The 17,816-nt window shown below is 65.4% G+C and carries 14 protein-coding genes, 2 pseudogenes and 1 other annotated feature; of the genes and pseudogenes, 5 read left to right on the top strand and 11 right to left on the bottom strand.

The annotated features are described in order from the left end of the window. The 9 genes from B7X30_RS09565 to fliO are packed head-to-tail and all read right to left on the bottom strand — an operon-like array spanning position 1 to position 8,641. On the bottom strand, positions 1 to 753 hold the full coding sequence (locus B7X30_RS09565) for a FliA/WhiG family RNA polymerase sigma factor (RefSeq protein WP_276706548.1): 753 nt from the start codon (positions 751 to 753) through the stop codon (positions 1 to 3). A 35-nt stretch (positions 754 to 788) separates the two neighbouring features. After that, positions 789 to 1,637: a MinD/ParA family protein gene (locus B7X30_RS09560; protein WP_286730359.1), complete on the bottom strand. Its 849-nt coding sequence runs from the start codon at positions 1,635 to 1,637 to the stop codon at positions 789 to 791. 20 nt (positions 1,638 to 1,657) lie between these two features. Continuing rightward, the gene (gene flhF / locus B7X30_RS09555; protein WP_286730358.1) at positions 1,658 to 3,124 is read right to left on the bottom strand and encodes a flagellar biosynthesis GTPase FlhF; all 1,467 of its coding nucleotides are present in this window, start codon (positions 3,122 to 3,124) and stop codon (positions 1,658 to 1,660) included. A 17-nt stretch (positions 3,125 to 3,141) separates the two neighbouring features. Continuing rightward, the gene (flhA, locus tag B7X30_RS09550) at positions 3,142 to 5,244 is read right to left on the bottom strand and encodes a flagellar biosynthesis protein FlhA (protein WP_286730357.1); all 2,103 of its coding nucleotides are present in this window, start codon (positions 5,242 to 5,244) and stop codon (positions 3,142 to 3,144) included. Between the two features lie 5 nt (positions 5,245 to 5,249). Further along, positions 5,250 to 6,371, bottom strand: a complete 1,122-nt coding sequence (flhB, locus tag B7X30_RS09545) for a flagellar biosynthesis protein FlhB (protein ID WP_276732277.1) — start codon at positions 6,369 to 6,371, stop codon at positions 5,250 to 5,252. Between the two features lie 12 nt (positions 6,372 to 6,383). Further along, the gene (fliR, locus tag B7X30_RS09540) at positions 6,384 to 7,184 is read right to left on the bottom strand and encodes a flagellar biosynthetic protein FliR (protein ID WP_286730356.1); all 801 of its coding nucleotides are present in this window, start codon (positions 7,182 to 7,184) and stop codon (positions 6,384 to 6,386) included. A gap of 17 nt (positions 7,185 to 7,201) precedes the next feature. Then, the gene (gene fliQ / locus B7X30_RS09535) at positions 7,202 to 7,477 is read right to left on the bottom strand and encodes a flagellar biosynthesis protein FliQ (RefSeq protein WP_013122835.1); all 276 of its coding nucleotides are present in this window, start codon (positions 7,475 to 7,477) and stop codon (positions 7,202 to 7,204) included. Between the two features lie 13 nt (positions 7,478 to 7,490). Next, a complete protein-coding gene (gene fliP / locus B7X30_RS09530; RefSeq protein ID WP_276732281.1) occupies positions 7,491 to 8,258 on the bottom strand; it encodes a flagellar type III secretion system pore protein FliP in 768 nt (255 codons plus the stop codon). Beyond that, positions 8,255 to 8,641 carry a flagellar biosynthetic protein FliO gene (gene fliO, locus B7X30_RS09525; RefSeq protein ID WP_013122833.1) on the bottom strand — a complete coding sequence of 129 codons (387 nt, stop codon included), beginning with the start codon at positions 8,639 to 8,641 and terminating at the stop codon, positions 8,255 to 8,257. The genes fliP and fliO overlap by 4 nt, the downstream gene beginning before the upstream one ends. A gap of 185 nt (positions 8,642 to 8,826) precedes the next feature. On the opposite strand from fliO, the gene B7X30_RS09520 reads away from it, so the two are divergent. Next, positions 8,827 to 9,210 carry a YccF domain-containing protein gene (locus B7X30_RS09520; RefSeq protein WP_286730355.1) on the top strand — a complete coding sequence of 128 codons (384 nt, stop codon included), beginning with the start codon at positions 8,827 to 8,829 and terminating at the stop codon, positions 9,208 to 9,210. A gap of 784 nt (positions 9,211 to 9,994) precedes the next feature. Here the strand turns inward: B7X30_RS09520 and B7X30_RS09515 are convergent. Beyond that, complete coding sequence (locus tag B7X30_RS09515) at positions 9,995 to 11,320, bottom strand: UDP-glucose dehydrogenase family protein (RefSeq protein WP_286730354.1); 1,326 nt, start codon at positions 11,318 to 11,320, stop codon at positions 9,995 to 9,997. Positions 11,321 to 11,834: 514 nt separating this feature from the next. On the opposite strand from B7X30_RS09515, the gene B7X30_RS09510 reads away from it, so the two are divergent. Genes B7X30_RS09510 through B7X30_RS09500 form a run of 3 tightly spaced genes read left to right on the top strand, consistent with a single transcriptional unit; the run spans position 11,835 to position 16,255 of the window. After that, a complete protein-coding gene (locus tag B7X30_RS09510; protein WP_286730368.1) occupies positions 11,835 to 13,562 on the top strand; it encodes a PHA/PHB synthase family protein in 1,728 nt (575 codons plus the stop codon). 23 nt (positions 13,563 to 13,585) lie between these two features. Next, on the top strand, positions 13,586 to 15,028 hold the full coding sequence (locus tag B7X30_RS09505) for a bifunctional enoyl-CoA hydratase/phosphate acetyltransferase (protein WP_286730353.1): 1,443 nt from the start codon (positions 13,586 to 13,588) through the stop codon (positions 15,026 to 15,028). Positions 15,029 to 15,040: 12 nt separating this feature from the next. Continuing rightward, complete coding sequence (locus tag B7X30_RS09500) at positions 15,041 to 16,255, top strand: acetate/propionate family kinase (protein ID WP_286730352.1); 1,215 nt, start codon at positions 15,041 to 15,043, stop codon at positions 16,253 to 16,255. 203 nt (positions 16,256 to 16,458) lie between these two features. On the opposite strand, the pseudogene B7X30_RS09495 reads toward B7X30_RS09500, so the two are convergent. Then, positions 16,459 to 17,163, bottom strand: a pseudogene (locus tag B7X30_RS09495) (transposase); the annotation flags it as partial. A gap of 52 nt (positions 17,164 to 17,215) precedes the next feature. Here B7X30_RS09495 and B7X30_RS09490 point away from each other — a divergent pair. Continuing rightward, positions 17,216 to 17,816, top strand: a pseudogene (locus B7X30_RS09490) (IS3 family transposase); the annotation flags it as partial. Beyond that, positions 17,494 to 17,610, top strand: a sequence feature (AL1L pseudoknot). (Overlaps the previous pseudogene by 117 nt.)

Here is a 17,816-nt window from a genome sequence, read left to right as displayed (position 1 = left end):
TTATGGCGCGGCGCGGCGGCCCGCACCGCTGGCTGAATGCTGATGCGCCTGCAGCCGCGCGCGCAGTCGCATCACCGCCTGTTTCATGAGCTGGCTAACCCGCGATTCGCTCACTTCGAGCACGCGGCCGATGTCTTTGAGCTGCAGGTCTTCCTGGTAATACAACGACAGCACCAGCTTCTCGCGCTCGGGCAGATCGGCAATGGCGGCCTGCAGATCACGTTCGAGCTCGGCGTCCTGCAACAGTTCTTCGGGCAGCAGGCTGGCTTCGTCGGCCTTGCGGTCGGCGTAATCGCCACCGTCGTCGTGCGTGAGGTCTTCGAGGTAGACCAGTTGCATGCTGGTCTCGGCCAGCGCGTCGTAATACTCGGCCAGTTCCCAGCCCAGATGCGCGGCGAGTTCGCCGTCTTCCGGATGGCGGCCTAGACGCTGCGTAAGCAGCTGCTCGGCACGCTCGATCTGGCGCTCTTTGGCGCGGCTGCGGCGCGGCAGCCAGTCGAGCTTGCGCAGTTCGTCGTAAATCGCGCCGCGAATGCGAATGGCCGCGTAGGTGGCGAACTGCGCGGGCGACTGCATTTCTCCGCGGTCGAGCGCGTCCCACAGGCCGATCATCCCGGCCTGTTCCAGATCGGAAAAATCGACCGAGGCTGGCAGTTGCGCCGCCATCTGGCCCGCGATGCGCCGCACCATGGGCAAATGCTTGCTCAGGCGCTCCTCGCGGGTTTCAGGGGCGGGATAGAGGCCGGGTTTCATCCGATCGGGAGCCGTGTCTAGGCTGCAGCGCGCCTTCAGGCGGCCTGCTCTGCCCGCAGCCACTGCTGCATGAAAAATTCGATGCGACCGCTCGGCCCCTGTGGCAGCGGCCAGTTTTTCACCCGGGCTGCCAAAGCGGCAAAGGCGACGGCGGACGCGCTCTGCGGCGCGGACTCGACCACGGCGCGCTGGCTGCGCACCGCCGCACGCAGCGTCGCGTCCAGCGGAATGCTGCCCACCAGATCGAGCGACACGTCGAGGTAGCGATCGGCCACGCCGGTGATCTTGGCGAACAGCGCCTGGCCCTCGCGCGCATCGCGCACCATATTGGGCAGCAGGTGAAAGCGTTTGAGGCCGTATTGCTTGCTCAACACCTTGATAAGCGCGTAGGCGTCGGCCACCGAGGCGGGCTCGTTGTTGAGCACCACGATGAGGTCCTGCGCGGCGCGGCTGAAAGTGAGCACGTCGCCCGCGATGCCCGCGGCGCAATCGACCAGCAGATAGTCGAGCGGAATATCGAGCGTGCTCACCGCATCGATCAGCCGCGACTGCGTGGCGACGTCGAGCGAGGCCATGCCAGCCACACCGCTGGAAGCGGGCAACACCAGTATGTCTTGCGGCCCGCGCACCAGCACGTCGCTGAGCTGCTTCTCGCCCGACAGCACATGGCTGATGTTGTAGCGCGGCGTGAGGCCGAGCAGGATGTCGATATTGCCCAGCCCCAGGTCGGCGTCGAACACCATCACCCGCTGGCCGCTGCGCGCCAGGGTGATGGCCAGATTGGCGACCACATTGGTTTTGCCCACCCCGCCCTTACCGCTGGCGACGGTGATGACCTTGGTCGGGGGGCGCTGCAGGCGGCGTAGTCCTTCGGCTTGATCCATGATGGCGTCTTTCTGTCGGGTCAAGCGGTACGGGCGGTTATCGCGCCAACAGCGGCGGCGGCTAGCGGAGCAGGTGCGGAGTCGAAACGGGTCACGGGGTCGTGTTCCAGCAAAGCCGTGATCTTAGCCAGCGACGGCACATGAAGGTCTTCCGGCACGCGCTGGCCGTCGGTGTAGAACCATAGCGGCACGCTGCCCTCCACCAGCCATTGCAGCGCGGCGCCGAAGCTCGGGCTCTCGTCGAGCTTGGTGAGAATGGCCGCCGCCACCGGCAGACGGCGGTACAGCGACCACAGTTCGGCATAGGCCGAAGGCGCCAGCCCGGCGCCGACCACCAACAGACGGGTGACGCCCTCGCCCAGCGCTTGCAGCCATTGCATCTGCTCGGCCATGCGCGCGTCGCGCGGGCTCAGGCCGATGCTGTCGATCAGCACATAGCGGCGGTCGGCGAAGTCGCGCAGGTGTTGCTGCAGTTCCTCACCATCGCGCGCCACCGCTACCGGCACACCCAGAATGCGGCCGTAGATTTTGAGTTGTTCCACCCCGCCGATGCGGTAGGTGTCGGTGGTGATCAGCGCCACCGCCGCCGTGCCGTGGCGCAACACCAGACGGGCGGCGAGCTTGGCGATGGTGGTGGTCTTGCCAGCGCCCGTCGGCCCGACCAGGGCGTAAATGCCGGCCGCGGAAACCGGATCGGCCGCCACCTGCAGGCCCTTGCCGAGATAGGCGGCCAGCGCGCCGCGCAGGTTGAGCGCCTGGCTGCCCAGTTGCCGCGCCCGCGCGGTGGAGAAGCCCAGCGCCTGCAACTGTTCGCCCACGGGGGTCAGCGGCCCGGCGTCGGCCAGGCCCGACATCTGCGACTGCATCCACTGCCGCAAGTCCTGCAGTTCGTGCCGCATGGCGCCGAGTTCGTCTTTCGGCGCCATCGCTGCGGCAGGGTCGCGCATGCTGCGGTGGGCCGGGATCGCGGGGTCGGCCGCAGCGCCCGTGTGCGCCGTGGCGAGGGATGCGGCATCCTTCTGTTCCAGCGTGATCGGCGCCGCCTGCGCTGCGGCGCGCGGCGCGGCGGGGGTCGTGGCTGCGCGTGCCACGGCGGGCAAGGGTAGATCGTGGGCGGACTTTTGAAGGGCGCTGCCCTCCCCCTCCCAGCCTCCCCCACGGGTGGGGGAGGAGAGTTCGGTGCGTGGTGGCGACGCCTTGGCGGTTTCCACGGCCTTGTTCTCTGAAGCCACCCGCGGCGTGCTCCCTCCCCACTCGTGGGGAGGGTTGGGGTGGGGAGGGGTTTGCACCACAGCCTTAGTACCCGCCCCCCCTTCGCCCGGCTCGTCCGACGGAAACCGGCTGGCGTCGAAGTCCACCGCCGCCATTAATTCGACGCCGCCGACGATTTCCCGATTCGACAGGATCACCGCATCGGCGCCGAGATCGTTGCGGATGCGGGTCAGCACCTCGCGGGTGTTCGTTCCGGTATAGCGTTTGATTTTCACGATTCAGACTCCAGCATTTACGCCCCCAGCGTGGCGGTGACCTTGACCTGTTTCTGGTCGGGAATTTCAGCATAGGACAGCACGCGCAGCCGCGGCGCGCTGCGCGCCAGCAGCCGGGCGAGAAACTGCCGCAGCGGCGCGCTCACCAGCAGCACGCCGGTGGCGCCCTGCGCTTCCATACGCTGCATCAGATCGCGCGCCTTGTCCATCAGGCGCTGCGCCAGCCCGGGTTCGACAGCAGCTTGTTGCGGGTCGGCGCGCAGGCTGGAAAGCAGAATCTGTTCCAGCTGCCCGTCAAGCACCGCGGCGGAGAGTTCCTGCCCATTGGGCGACAGACTTTGCACGATGTAGGCGCCCAGCGCCAGCCGCACGCGGGCGGTCAGCTCGTCGGTATCGCTCACCTGGCCCGCGTGTTCGGCCAGCACTTCGGCGATGGTGCGCATGTCGCGAATGGGCACGCCCTCGGTCAGCAGGTTCTGCAGCACCTTGCGCAGCCGGTCGGCGGAAATGAGCTTGGGCACCAGATCTTCCACCAGCTTGGGCGAACGCTTGGACAGATGCGCCAGCAGCCCTTCGACTTCTTCGCGCCCGAGCAGTTCGGCGGCATGGGTTTGCAGCAGGTGGTGCAGATGGGTGGCCAGCACCGTGCTGGGATCGACCACGGTATAGCCCAGCGCCTGCGCGCGGTCGCGCTGTTCCTTGTTGATCCACACCGCGGGCAGGCCGAAGGCCGGGTCTTTGGTCGGCGTGCCCTGCAGATCGCCCATCACCTGCCCAGGGTTGATGGCCATGAGCAGATCGGGGAAGATTTCGCCGCTGCCCACGTCTACCCCCTTGAGCGCGATGCGATAGCCGCCGGGCCGCAGTTCGAGGTTGTCGCGGATGTGCACCGAGGCGACGAGAAAGCCCATCTCCTGCGCGAATTTTTTTCGCACCCCGCGAATGCGCCCGAGCAACTCGCCGCCCTGGTTGCGGTCGACCAACGGAATGAGGCGGTAGCCCACGTCGAGCGAAAGCGTGTCGACCGGCTCGATCTGCTCCCAGCTCACTTCTTCCGGCTCGGCCGGCGCTGCGGCCGCAGGCGCGGCCTGCGCCTGTGCGGCGGCCTGCTTCTGCTTTTTGAGCTGCCACCACAACACCCCGCCCAGCGCCGCCGCCGCGCCAAGAAACGCCAGATGCGGCATGCCCGGCACCAGGCCCACCAACCCCAGAATGCCCGCGGTGATGGCGAGCACGCGCGGCTGATTGAACAACTGGCTGACCAGCTGCCGCCCCACGTCCTGCCCGGTGGACACATTGCTGATGACAATACCCGCGGCCATGGAGATGACCAGCGCCGGAATCTGCGACACCAGCGCGTCGCCGATGGACAGCAGGGTGTAGTTCTGCGCCGCCTCGCCCAGACCCAGGCCGTGCATGAATACGCCGATGATCAACCCGCCGATCAGGTTGATGAACAGAATGAGAATGGCCGCCACCGCATCGCCGCGGACGAACTTGCTGGCGCCGTCCATCGCGCCGTAGAAGTCGGCCTCCTGCGCCACGTCGGCGCGGCGCCTGCGCGCTTCTTCCTGGTCGATCAGACCTGCGTTGAGGTCGGCGTCGATGGCCATTTGCTTGCCCGGCATGGCGTCGAGGGTGAAGCGCGCGCTCACTTCGGCGATGCGCCCGGCACCTTTGGTGATCACCACGAAGTTGATCACCACCAGAATGGCGAACACGATGATGCCCACCGCGTAGTTGCCCCCCACCACGAACTTGCCGAACGATTCGATCACCGCCCCGGCGGCGCCCTCGCCGTTTTGCCCGTGCAACAGAATGACCCGCGACGCCGCGACGTTGAGCGACAACCGCAGCAGCGTGGTGAACAGCAGCGCGGTGGGAAACGCGGCAAAGTCCAGCGGCCGGGTGAGATACAGCGTGACCAGCATGATGATCAGCGACAACACGATGTTGAAGGTGAACAGCATGTCGAGGACGAAGGTGGGCAGCGGCACCACCAGCATCATCAGGATGAGCACCACCAGAATCGGCGCGGCGAGCATGCGCCAGTCCATGCGCTTGAGCAGTGCGCGCCAGGCCGGCATGACGGTCGGGGAGGAAGAAGGGGAAGTGGCCATGGGGCTTACTCGTTCACGACAAATTCAGCGGGAATTTCCCAGTCGTCGGGCTCTACCGCCCTCTGCGGGGCAGCGCGCAACTGGAATACATAGGCCAGCAGCAGCGCCACGGCGTTGTACAGCGCCACCGGAATCTCCTGCTCCAGTTCGGCGTGGTGGTAGAGCGCGCGCGCCAGCGGCGGCGCTTCGATCACCGGCACGTTGTGCTCGGCGGCCACTTCGCGAATGCGCGCGGCCACCCGGTCGGCCCCGAGAGCCAACACCACCGGGGCGCGGTTCTTGCCCTCCTTGTAGGCCAGCGCCACGGCGTAGTGCGTCGGGTTGGTCACCACCACATCGGCCTTGGGAACGGCGGCCATCATGCGCTTGCGGGCGCGTTCGCGCTGCAACTCGCGAATCTTCTGCTTGATCTGCGGATTGCCCTCGCTTTCGCGCATTTCATCTTGCAGGTCCTGGCGGCTCATCTTGAGTTTTTTGTTCATCTGGAACAACTGCCACGGCACATCAACGGCCGCCACCAGCAGCGTGCCCGAAGCCATCCACAGAAAAGCACGGGCGGTGATCTGGCCGAGCTGCATCTGCGCCAGTTGAGGCTCCACCTGCAGCAGGCCGAGCAGCTCGCCGCGCTCGTTCCAGATCACGAAGCCCGCGATCACCGCAATCACAATGGCCTTGAGCAGCGCCTTGCCCAACTCGCCCAGCCCGGTGATGGAAAACATGCGCCCGATACCCTTGACCGGGTCGAGACGGCTGAAGTCCGGCGCCAGCGCCTCGGTGCTGAACACCCAGCCCCCCATGGCCACTCCGCCTGCCGCACTGGCCACAAAGGTCAGCGCCAGCACCGGCGCCAGCACCATGAGCCCGAGCACCAGCACTCGGCCCGCGGCCTGCAACATGGCGGCGGGGTCTTGGGAGGCGCTGGCAGAAACCGTCAGCCCGGTCTGCAGCAGCTCGCGCCCCATGTCGTAGAACCATCCCCCTGCGATGTACACCACGGCTGCCATGCCGAGCAGCAGCAGACTGGAGGTGAGATCGCGCGAACGCGCCACCTGCCCTTTTTCGCGCGCCTGCTGCTTGCGCTTTTGCGAGGCGGGTAATTCCTTTTCCTGGGCGCTGTCTTCAGCCATGTCTTGCTCCCGCTACGCTGCAGCAGGGCCGCTTTGTTGCAGCACCTGACCGGACAGACTCAGACCCACATCCACCAGATGCTGCACCACGTTCTGCATCACCGGCATGACCAGGTACAGCGCCAGAAAACCCATGATGAAAAACATCGGAAAACCCACGGCGAACAGATTGAGCTGCGGCGCAAGTTTGGTCAGCACGCCCAGCCCGAGGTTGGCGATGAGCAGCACCCCGATCACCGGCGCAGCCAGCGCCAGCCCCAGGCTGAAAATGGCGCTTCCGCCCTGCTGCGCCAGGGTGAACCAGGTCTGCGCGGCCAACCCCAGATTGGGGGCGACCGGCAGCAGGGTGAAGCTGCGCGCAATCACCGCCAGCAAAATGAGGTGGCCGTTGACCGCCAGAAACAGCAGCATCGTGACCATATTGAGAAAGCTCGCCAGACTGGTGACCTGCACGCCCTGCACCGGGTCGAACAGGGTGGCAAATCCCATGCCCATCTGCAAGCCGATCACGCTGCCGGCGAACATCACCGCGCTGAGAATCAGGGTCATCGACAGGCCGATGGCCCCGCCGACCAGCAATTGCTGCAACAACAACATCCACGCCGTCGCGGTGCCGAACTGCACCGGCGGCATGGCAGGCAAGGCCGGGGCAATGGCCACGGCGATGAGCACCGCCAGACCAACGCGCACCATCGTGGGCAGGCTGCCCATACTGAAAACCGGCGCCAGCGACAGCATGGCCAGCACCCGCACGAACGGCCAGAAAAACGCGCCGATCCACGTCTCGATCTGGGTGCTGGTGAAATGAATCATGTCGGTGCGCAGCGCGATCAGCCGCCGTTGAGCAGATGCGGAATGCTCTGGAACAGGCGGATGGTGAAGTCCATCATCACATGCAGCATCCACGGCCCGGCAATCACCCCGGCCAGCCCCATCGCCAGCACCTTGGGCACGAAGCTCAGAGTCATTTCGTTGAGCTGGGTGGCCGCCTGAATCAGGCTCACCACCAGACCGACGACCAGCGCCACCCCCAGCAGCGGCAGCGCCACGAGAAAAGTCACCCACAGCGCCTGCTGAGCGATGGTGGTAATGGTTTCTGGAGTCATGTCGTCCTCGAAGTCAGTGAACGAAGCTCTGCATCAGAGAGCCGATCACCAGTTCCCACCCGCCCACCAGCACGAACAGCATGAGCTTGAGCGGAAACGACACGGTGACGGGTGAGAGCATCATCATGCCCATCGACATCAGCACCGCGGCCACCACCATGTCGATGATCAGAAAGGGGATGAAGATCACAAAGCCGATCTGGAAAGCGGTCTTCAGCTCCGAGGTCACGAAGGCCGGAACCAGCAGGCTCATGGGCGTGTCTGCGGGCTTGTCCAACGCCTTATGCCCCGAGAGCTTGACGAACAGCGCCAGGTCTTCCTGCCGGGTCTGCCCCAGCATGAAGGTGCGCAGCGGCGCGGCGCCCGTTTGCAGCGCCTGCTGCATGGTGATCTGGTTGTCCATCAGCGGCTTGATCGCCACATCGTTCACCTGATTGAGCACCGGGCTCATGACGAAGAAGGTGAGGAACAGCGACAGCCCGACGATGACCTGGCTGGGCGGCACCGTGGTCGTGCCCAGCGCCTGCTTGAGCAGCGACAGCACGATGATGATGCGGGTGAACGCGGTCATCATCAGCAGCATGGCCGGCAGGAACACCAGCGCGGTCATGAACAGCAGGGTCTGCACGCTCAAGCTGTATTCGGTGCCGCCGCCCGCTGCCGGGCTGGAGGTGAACGCGGGCAACACCTGCGCGCTCGCCCACAGCGGTAAGAGCAGCAAGGCCGCCGCCAAACCGCGCGGCAACCAGCGCGAGGGCCGCAGCAAGTGTTCGCGCTTCATGGCTTGGCCTTTCCGCGCTGCTCAACCGCGCGCCGCAGCCAGTCGGGAAAGGTCGGCGGCAGTGCGGCACCAAGGCCCTGCCCCGCCGCTGGCGGCTGCAACTCAATGGGCGTGCTCAGCACATGCAGACAGGCCAGCCCCTGAGCGCTCGACCCCAGCAGCAGTTGCTGCTCACCCACCTGCACCAGCAGCAGACGCTCGCGCGGCGCCAGGCTCAGGGTAGCCAGCACCCGCATCGGCCCGCTCGGCGTGCGCAGGCCAGTCTGAAAGCGTTTGAGCAACCACAGCGCGGCAACCAACACCACGATGACAACGACCAGACCACCGAACACGCGCAGCAGTTCGGTCCAACTCAGCGGATCGGGCAAGGCAGAGGGCGACATGGCGGCGACGATTTCCTGACGTTTGCACGTCCTGCCGTCGGTCGATTGACGCCAGAGCGGGAAAAACCCCCGTCTGCTTCACCTCGACCCGTCATGCGGCAGGACTTCTGCCCCTGTCTTTGCAATCCGCGGGCCAAGGCCGCATGTCACGCAAAATACCCCTGTTTCCTCATCCAAGGACTTTCATGCGACTGATCGGCAACATTCTCTGGTTCATCCTCGGCGGCTTTGTCATGGGCCTGGCCTGGTGGTTCACCGCGCTGATCTGCGCCATCACCATCATCGGCATTCCCTGGGCGATTGCAGCCTTCCGCATCGGCACCTTCAGCTTCTGGCCCTTCGGCCGCAAAGTGGCGGACAAACCCGCGGGTACGCTGGGCAGCGGCATCGGCGCCCTGGGCAATCTGATCTGGGTCATCCTGTTCGGCTGGTGGCTGGCGCTGGGACACTTGGTTTCGGCGGTGCTATGCGCCATCACCATCATCGGCATTCCCTTCGCCCTGCAGCACATCAAGCTGGCCGGTCTGGCCTTCTTCCCCTACGGCAAGGAGATCGTGCTGATTAACTGACAGGACTCGGGCCAAGGAGTCTGTCGGGCTTGAGGCGTGTAGAGAGGAAAAAAGGATGAGCGAATAGCTTGTGGCGGTGGTCAACGCTTGAAGTAACCGCGCAAAGAGCGCGCAGCAGGTTTTTCCCCGGTGAACTGAATGGTTAGAGCGCTTTCTTGCCGTGAAGCAATTCGTGACAAAAAGAGCATACGGTCATGAGATCTGATGGCAACTCTTGGCCAATCCGCTCATATGTAATGTGGTGGGCTTGGGTGGCTGGATAGTGCTCGCAACACTCACAGATACCGTTAGCTTTTCGTATTGCCGCATTGCGCTTCACGTACCAAAGTTTTGAGGACAGATACGCTTGATACTCAGCCTCCAAGGCGGGCTTGATGGCATAAAAAGTAGCGACGTAAGAAGCCTGCTTGCGTGCATACCACCTTGGCTCAAGCTCGTTGTCGAAGGATGTCGCCTCAAAGCCGTTTAGCTCGGTTATAGCCTCGCCCCTGGCTATTGCCTTCCCAGCGTTTCCGCAGCGTGTGCACTGACGATAAAAGGTTGGCCGACCGTCCTTAATAATGCGTAACCGGAGCTCACGCGCGGAATGCACACATGAATACTCCGTCTCGATCGCGGTATACGCCTCTCGCTTGATAGTGAATGCTGGCAACTAAACGCCTCCTACGCTCTTACGAATGGAGTTAAGCGGCGTCGAAGCCTTCTGCTTGTCACTCCACAAGTCCGTGCACTGGGGAAGATAAAACCCGTCCAACCCATTTCGGCAATTCCAAAGGCCCAAAATTCAGCCGCGACCGATGCCGTAGTAGCGCAGGCCCGTGCTGCGCACGAACTCCGGGTCCCAGATATTGCGGCCGTCGAACACCACGCGGTCGCGCAGGGTGGCGGCCAGAGAGGTGAAATCGGGCGAGCGGAAGGCATGCCATTCGGTGATGACCACTAGCGCATCCGCCCCGTTCAGCGTGGCGCGGGCGTCCGCGGCAAACTCCAGCGCGGGATGCTCGGGCAGCAGGCGCCGCGCCATTTCTACCGCCACCGGGTCCCAGGTCTGCACTCGCGCACCGGCCTTCAGCAGCGCGGTAATGAGGTCCAGACTGGGCGCGTCGCGCATGTCGTCGGTGTTCGGCTTGAAGGCCAGGCCCCACAGGGCGATGGTCTTGCCGGCCAGCTTGCCCTGATAGTGGTCGCTGATTTTCTCGAACACCCGCAGTTTTTGCCGCTGGTTGACAGACTCCACCGCCTCCACCAGCTCGGCGTGCAGCCCGAGTTCGCGCGCGGTGTGCGCCAGGGCCTTCACGTCTTTGGGAAAGCACGAGCCGCCATAGCCCGCGCCGGCGTAGAGAAAATGGCTGCCGATGCGGTGATCGACGCCGATGCCTTTGCGGATCTGCTCGATGTCCGCCCCCACTGCTTCGGCGATGCGGGCCAGTTCGTTCATGAACGAAATGCGCGTGGCCAGCATGGCGTTGGCGGCGTACTTGGTGAGTTCGGCGCTGGCGGCGTCCATCACCATGATTTTTTCGTGATTGCGGTTGAACGGCCGGTACAGCTCGCGCATGGTGGCGATGGCCTGCGGGTCGTCGCTGCCCAGCACGATGCGGTCGCCGCGGGTGAAGTCTTCAATAGCCGAGCCTTCCTTGAGAAATTCCGGGTTGCTCACCACGCCCAGACTGTGCGCCAAGCCGCGCTTGGCCAGTTCGGCCTCGGCCAGTGCCCGCACCTTGGGAATGGTGCCCACCGGCGCGGTGGACTTCTGCACCACCACCAGCGGTCCGGTCATGGCGCGGCCGATTTCCGTGGCGGCGCCTTCCACCTGAGACAGATCGGCCTGACCATTGGGCAGCGACGGCGTGCCCACCGCAATGAAGCACACCTGCGAACCCGGCAGCCCTTCGGCGATGCTCGGGCTCAAGGTCAGCCGGCCCTGCTCGATGTTGCGCCGCACCAGATCGCTCAGACCCGGCTCGTAGAAGGGCACTTCGGCCCGGTCGCGCAGTGCAGACAGGCGCTCGGCATCGCGCTCGATGCAGGTGACCTGATTGCCCACATCGGCAAAACACGCGGCGGTCACCAGACCCACATAACCCGCTCCTATGACTGTGACGCGCATAACCGGCTTTCTCGTAATTTCATGATGGAGTGCTATTTTGCAGGAAGTGTTTCGCCAGCGGCGTGACAGAACGGCGTGGCGCATTGCATCTGCGCGTTGCATCTGCATACCCCGCCGACTTGATGCGGATCAAGTGCCATGCTGCACTGCGACATTCAAATGGAATCATCTATCAAGGAGAAGCGATATGAGCCCACCCCGAAAACCAGCGCTTCGCTCGGCTCTCCCCTCAAAGGGCCAGGAACCATTAGGGCGGCCCGGCGAGTTTCCTGAGAGCCAGATCCAAGCCCCAAGCCGCAAGCCGCGCAAGTTGCGCACTACCGCCCCGGCAACCGCCACAACGCCCTTGCCAGTGAAACAAGCTGTGAGCAAGGCCGCCGAATCGCCGCCCGTGGCCCCCGCCAATGCCGTAGCCGACGTTCCGGCTGGCGCGCTGGGCGCAGTCGCCGCGCCCAGCATCCCTCTGCCTCCCGCCGACGCGCAGGCGCTCACCCCGCCCGACCACGAGCAAGCCATGCGCGAACTGATCGACCGGGCGCTGCACGCTCTCACGGCCAAGGCCACGCTCGGCCTGTCGCCCGCCGCGCTCGGCCTGGCCTTTGCCGACTGGGCCATGCACATGGCAGCCTCGCCCGGCAAGCAGGCCAGTCTCGCCGCACAGGCGCTGGAGATGCAGGGGCGATGGCTGCGCTACGCCGCAGAATTGGGCACGCACGCCCTGCGCGCCGACCGCACCCCCTGCTCCGACTGCGTCGCCCCTACCCCCAACGACCGGCGCTTCAGTGCGGCGCAGTGGCAGCAGTTTCCGTTCAACCTGCTGGCCCAGCGCTTTTTGCTGCGCGAACAACTCGTCGATGCCACCGCCCACGGCGTGCGCGGCGTGTCGCCGCATCACGAGCAGGTGGTGGCCTTCATGGCACGGCAGTGGATGGACATGCTCTCGCCCAGCAACTTTTTCTGGACCAACCCCGAAGTGCTGGAGCGCACCCTGAGCAGCGGCGGCGCCAATTTGGCGCAAGGCCTGCGCAACTGGCTCGACGATGCCCAGCGCCTACTCGACAAACGCCCGCCCGCCGGGGTGGAGCAGTTTCGCCCCGGCCACGAGCTGGCGGCGACCCCGGGCAAAGTGGTGCTGCGCAACCGCCTGATGGAACTCATCCAGTACAGCCCGACCACGCCCACGGTGCAGGCCGAGCCGGTGCTCATCGTGCCGGCGTGGATCATGAAGTACTACATCCTCGACCTGTCGCCGCACAACTCGCTGGTGAAGTTTCTGGTCGATCAGGGCCACACGGTGTTCATGCTGTCGTGGAAAAACCCGGGCGCGGACGAACGCGATCTGGGCATGGATGACTATTTGCACCTCGGCCCCTTTGCCGCGCTCGATGCGGTGACTTCCATCCTGCCCGGCCGCAAGGTGCACGCCGCAGGCTACTGCCTGGGCGGCACCCTGCTGTCCATCGCGGCCGCAGCGCTGGCGCGGCGCGGTGACGAACGTCTGGCCAGTGTCAGCCTGTTCGCGGCGCAGACCGACTTCACCGAAGCCGGCGAACTCACCCTGTTTACCGATGAGAGCCAGATCAGTTTTCTCGAAGACCTGATGTGGTCGCAGGGCTATCTCGACACCACCCAGATGGCCGGCACCTTCCAGATGCTGCGCTCGTCCGACCTGATCTGGTCGCGCCTGATGCGCGATTACCTCATGGGCGAGCGCGCGCCGATGAACGATCTCATGGCCTGGAATGCCGACGCCACCCGCATGCCCTATCGCATGCACAGCGAATACCTGCGCAAGCTCTACTTGCGCAACGCCCTGGCCGAAGGGCACTACGCCGTCGATGGCCGCCCGGTCGCGGTGGAAAACGTGACCGCGCCCTGGTTCGTCGTCGGCACCGAGACCGACCATGTCGCACCGTGGAAATCGGTCTACAAGATTCACCTGCTGGCCGACTCCGAAGTGACCTTTGTGCTCACCAGCGGCGGGCACAACGCGGGCATCGTGAGCGAGCCCGGCCATCCACGCCGCCACTATCGCTGGGCGCTGCACCCCGGCGGTCGCCCTTACATCGACCCGGCGCATTGGGTGCAAATAGCGCAGGCCGAAGAAGGCTCCTGGTGGCCGCGCTGGGAGCAATGGCTGGTGGCCAAAGGCAGCGCGCAGCAAGTCGCGCCGCCCGCCTGCGGCAGTGTGGACTATCCCCCGCTGGCCGAAGCGCCCGGCGAGTATGTGCTGCAGCGCTGAACTCACTCTACGAGACTCTTCTCATGACCGACACGATCTGCAACCGCACCTTCGACGAAATCTCCCTGGGCGACTCCGCCACCCTGCAGCGCACCCTCACCCGGGCCGACATTTCCACCTTTGCCGTGATGTCGGGCGATGCCAACCCCTCGCATGTCGATGAGGAGTTTGCCCGCAGCACGCCGTTTCACCAGGTGGTGGCGCACGGCATGTGGAGCGGCATGCTGCTGTCCAACCTGCTCGGCACCGAACTGCCGGGGCCTGGCACGGTGTACGTCGATCAATCGTTGTCGTTCGACCACCCGGTGATGCTGGGCGACACCGTGACCGCCTCGGTGACCGCACGCGAAAAAATGACCGACCGCCACCAGATCCGCTTCGACTGCAAAGTGGTCAACCAGCGCGGCGAAACCATCGCCTCCGGGAAGGCGCTGGTGCAGGCACCTACACAAAAAATCTGCCGCCCGCGTACCCATCTGCCGCAACTGCATCTGGTCGATCCGGGCCAGCGCCTGCTCGCGCTGGTGAGCAAAGCACGCGAGGGCTGCAAGGGCCTCAAACCCATGCGCGTGGCCGTGGTGCATCCGGTGAACGAAGTCTCCATCCAGGGCGCGATCGACGCCGCCCAGGCCGGGTTGATCGAACCTGTGTGGATCGGCCCGGAAGCCCGCATTCGCGCGGCGGCAGAGGCCGCGGGCATCGACCTCTCGCCCTGGCAACTCATGTCCACCGAACACAGCCACGCCGCCGCCGCGCTGGCGGTCGAACTGGCGCGCAGCGGCAAGGTCGGCGCGCTGATGAAAGGCGCGCTGCACACCGACGAATTGATGCACGCCGCCTTCGACGCCCAGACCGGCCTGCGCACCGGCCGCCGCGCCAGCCATGTGTTCGTCATCGACGCCCCGGCGGCCGACCGGCTGCTGTTTATCACCGACGCGGCGATCAACATCGCCCCGGACCTCGATACCAAGCGCGACATCGCGCAAAACGCCATCGAACTGGCGCAGGCGCTGTGCGTCGAAACGCCACGCATGGCCATTCTCGCCGCGGTGGAGACCGTCAATGCCAATATGGCCGCCACGCTGCACGCCGCCGCGCTGTGCAAAATGGCCGACCGCGGGCAGATCACCGGCGCCATTCTCGACGGGCCGCTGGCCTTCGACAACGCGCTGTCGCTGGCCGCCGCCAAGACCAAAGGCATCAACTCGCCGGTAGCCGGTCTGGCCGACATTCTGCTCACGCCCGATCTGGAGTCGGGCAATATGCTGGCCAAGCAGCTCGAATACCTCGGCGGCGCGACCATCGCCGGGCTGGTCATCGGCACCCGCGTGCCCATCATCCTCACCAGCCGGGCCGATGGCGTGGAAGCCCGGCTCGCCTCCTGCGCCCTGGCCGTGCTGCAACGCCAGGCCCTGCTCAGGGCCGCGGGCCAGATGGGCACGATCGACACCGCGACCCACGCGTAAAGAGAACCCGTCATGCCCTCGCCCACCCTGCTCTGCCTCAACACCGGCTCAGCCAGCCTGAAATTCGCCCTGTTCAAACTCGACGACTGCCACGGGCCGCACCTGCCAGAGGCCGCCCAACTCAGCGGCGAGATCGACAGCCACGACGGCCAGGCCACCCTGCGCTGGACCGACGCGCAAGGCCAGACTCACCGCACCGCTTCAAGCGATCCGCGCGGCGACATCGCTGCCGAGGTGGACACCCTACTCGACACCCTTATCACTCCGGCGCTTTGCGGCGCCGGCAGCGGCCCCAACTGTGGCCCCATCGCCGCCGTCGCCCACCGCATCGTGCATGGCGGCACCACCTTCACATCGGCCCAGCGCATCACACCATCCGTGCGCGCCGCCCTCGACGCCCTGCGCAGCCTCGCCCCGCTGCATCAAGGGCCGGGGCTCTCCGGGGTGGACGCCGCCACCGCCCGCCTGCCCGATGTGCCGCAGATCGCCTGCTTCGATACCGCGTTTCACGCCACCCAGACCGATCTCGCCCGCCGCTACGCCATCCCGCGCGACTGGCACGACAAAGGCTTCAAACGCTACGGATTTCATGGCCTGTCTTACGACGCCATCGCCCACAAACTGCCGCCGCTGCTGGGCGAGCGCGCGCAAGGCGCCGTCATCGTGGCGCATCTGGGCGGCGGCTCCAGCCTGTGCGGTCTGCGGGGTCTGCGCAGCGTGAGCACGACCATGGGGTTCACCGCACTCGACGGCTTGGTCATGTCCACCCGTTGCGGCACCATCGACCCCGGCCTGGTGCTGCACTGGATCACCGAAGAGCACCTCGACCCGCAGAAAATCACCGCCATGCTCTACCACGACAGCGGACTCAAAGGCGTTTCCGGCCTGAGCGGCGACATGCGCACCCTCGAAGCCAGCCCCGATGCGCGCGCGCAAGAAGCCATCGCCCTGTTCACCGCCAGCGTGGCCCATCACATCGGCGCACTCGCCGCAGACATCGGCGGCCTCGACGCCTTGGTTTTCACCGGTGGCATCGGCACCCACAGCGCCCGCGTGCGGCAAGAAGTGTGCAACGCCCTGTCCTGGCTGGGCCTGCGCCTCGACCCCCTGTCCAACGCGGCAGGCCAGACCTGCATCACCCACGGCGACAGCCCCATCCCCGCCTTCGCCCTGCCCACCGACGAAGAAGGCGTCATGGCCCTGCAAACCGCAGCACTGCTGGCGTAAGCCAAAAAGCAAAAAGCCCAACCGAAGGGGTTGGGCTTTGTATTTGATGCTGTGGGGTGGCTGATGGGACTCGAACCCAAGCGACAGGGGTATGCATGGGCATCAAGGGGTGCGGCATAGAGGGAGAGAAGCCCCCATGCGCCCCGGAGTTCCCCCGAAAGTTCCCTGAAAGTTCCCCAGCAGGAGCGCGTGCAAAGGCATTTGAAGCGCTCCATCACGGGCGTGTGATGCGACGGCCTCTTGAGCGCCAGCAGCGGCTCGACCCCGGCATCACCGCAGGCGATCACGTAGGCCTGGCTGCAGTAGCCGTTGTCCGCAATCAGAGAGTGCACCTCGCCCAGCACCGCAGGCAACGCCACAATCTGCTCCAGCGTGGGCACGACTTCGCGCTTGTCGTTGGGCGCCTGGCTCACATGCCGGGTGATCACCAGCATCGTCTGGGTGTCCACGCCGGCTTGGGCGTTGTAGCTCTGCTCGAAGCCGCCGCCCGACACGGGCATGATGCGCGACTCCTCATCCGTGAGGTTGACTTGGTCGCGGCCCCTGGGACCCGCCTGGGGCGGCTCGGGGTCCTTGCCGCGGGGTTTCTTGCCCGCGTCGCGCTGGGCCTGGCGCTTGGCCTGCTTGGCCTCGAACTCCTGCTGCTCCGTCTTGAAGCGTTCGGCTGCGCGCTGCGCGATCTTGGCCTTGGCCTGCGCAATGGCTCTGAGGCGATCCTCCCGCCGGGCGATCTCGGCGGGCACATCCATGCCGTCGGGCGCGCTGGCGCGATCGCTCGTCTCCGCCAGTGCCAGTAGGCCCTGGACTTCCTCGCGCAACTGCGCTTCGATCTTGTTGGCATGTGCCCACGACAGCGCCTTTTGCTTGCTGGCGTTGGCGTCGATCTTGGTGCCGTCGAGCGCAATGTGTCTGAACCGCCCCGAGTTTTGAGGAGGCTCCAACCTTGAAGAGAATGGAGCCATGAACAAATCGAACAAGTTTTCCCCTGAAGTGCGCGAGCGCGCTGTGCGCATGGTGCAGGAGCACCGCGGTGAGTACCCCTCACTGTGGGCCGCTGTGGAGTCGATGGCCCCCAAGATCGGCTGTTCGGCGCACACCCTGCTGGAGTGGGTCAGACGCGACGAGGTCGATGCAGGCACGCGCCCCGGCGTGACCTCGGCAGAAGCCCAGCGGGTCAAGGAGCTGGAGCGCGAGGTCAAGGAGCTGCGCCGTGCCAATGAGATCCTCAAGCTGGCTAGCGCGTTTTTCGCCCAGGCGGAGCTCGACCGCCGACTCAAGAGTTGAGGAACTTCGTCGACGAACATCGGCAGGCCTTCGGGGTCGAGCCGATCTGCAAAGTCCTGCAGATCGCCCCCAGCGGTTACCGCCTGCATGCCGCACGGCAGCGCAACCCGGCCTTGCTGCCGGCACGCGCTCAGCGCGATCAGCAACTGATTGCCCACATCCAACAGGTCTGGCAATCCAATATGCAGGTCTATGGCGCCGACAAGGTCTGCAAGCAAATGAACCGCGAAGGGGTGGCGGTGGCGCGTTGCACGGTGGAGCGGCTGATGCGCAGGCT

Origin of the sequence: Thiomonas sp. 13-64-67, from assembly GCF_002282795.1 — a bacterium.
Taxonomy (GTDB): domain Bacteria; phylum Pseudomonadota; class Gammaproteobacteria; order Burkholderiales; family Burkholderiaceae_C; genus Thiomonas; species Thiomonas arsenitoxydans.
This window is presented reverse-complemented; position numbering and strand designations above follow the sequence as displayed.

Bases quoted from the DNA above. Each gene is read 5' to 3' on its own strand.
- B7X30_RS09565 (WP_276706548.1), bottom strand. From the start codon at position 753: ATGAAACCCGGCCTCTATCCCGCCCCTGAAACCCGCGAGGAGCGCCTG.
- B7X30_RS09560 (WP_286730359.1), bottom strand. From the start codon at position 1,637: ATGGATCAAGCCGAAGGACTACGCCGCCTGCAGCGCCCCCCGACCAAG.
- flhA (WP_286730357.1), bottom strand. From the start codon at position 5,244: ATGGCCACTTCCCCTTCTTCCTCCCCGACCGTCATGCCGGCCTGGCGC.
- flhB (WP_276732277.1), bottom strand. From the start codon at position 6,371: ATGGCTGAAGACAGCGCCCAGGAAAAGGAATTACCCGCCTCGCAAAAG.
- fliR (WP_286730356.1), bottom strand. From the start codon at position 7,184: ATGATTCATTTCACCAGCACCCAGATCGAGACGTGGATCGGCGCGTTT.
- fliQ (WP_013122835.1), bottom strand. From the start codon at position 7,477: ATGACTCCAGAAACCATTACCACCATCGCTCAGCAGGCGCTGTGGGTG.
- fliP (WP_276732281.1), bottom strand. From the start codon at position 8,258: ATGAAGCGCGAACACTTGCTGCGGCCCTCGCGCTGGTTGCCGCGCGGT.
- fliO (WP_013122833.1), bottom strand. From the start codon at position 8,641: ATGTCGCCCTCTGCCTTGCCCGATCCGCTGAGTTGGACCGAACTGCTG.
- B7X30_RS09520 (WP_286730355.1), top strand. From the start codon at position 8,827: ATGCGACTGATCGGCAACATTCTCTGGTTCATCCTCGGCGGCTTTGTC.
- B7X30_RS09515 (WP_286730354.1), bottom strand. From the start codon at position 11,320: ATGCGCGTCACAGTCATAGGAGCGGGTTATGTGGGTCTGGTGACCGCC.
- B7X30_RS09510 (WP_286730368.1), top strand. From the start codon at position 11,835: ATGCGCGAACTGATCGACCGGGCGCTGCACGCTCTCACGGCCAAGGCC.
- B7X30_RS09505 (WP_286730353.1), top strand. From the start codon at position 13,586: ATGACCGACACGATCTGCAACCGCACCTTCGACGAAATCTCCCTGGGC.
- B7X30_RS09500 (WP_286730352.1), top strand. From the start codon at position 15,041: ATGCCCTCGCCCACCCTGCTCTGCCTCAACACCGGCTCAGCCAGCCTG.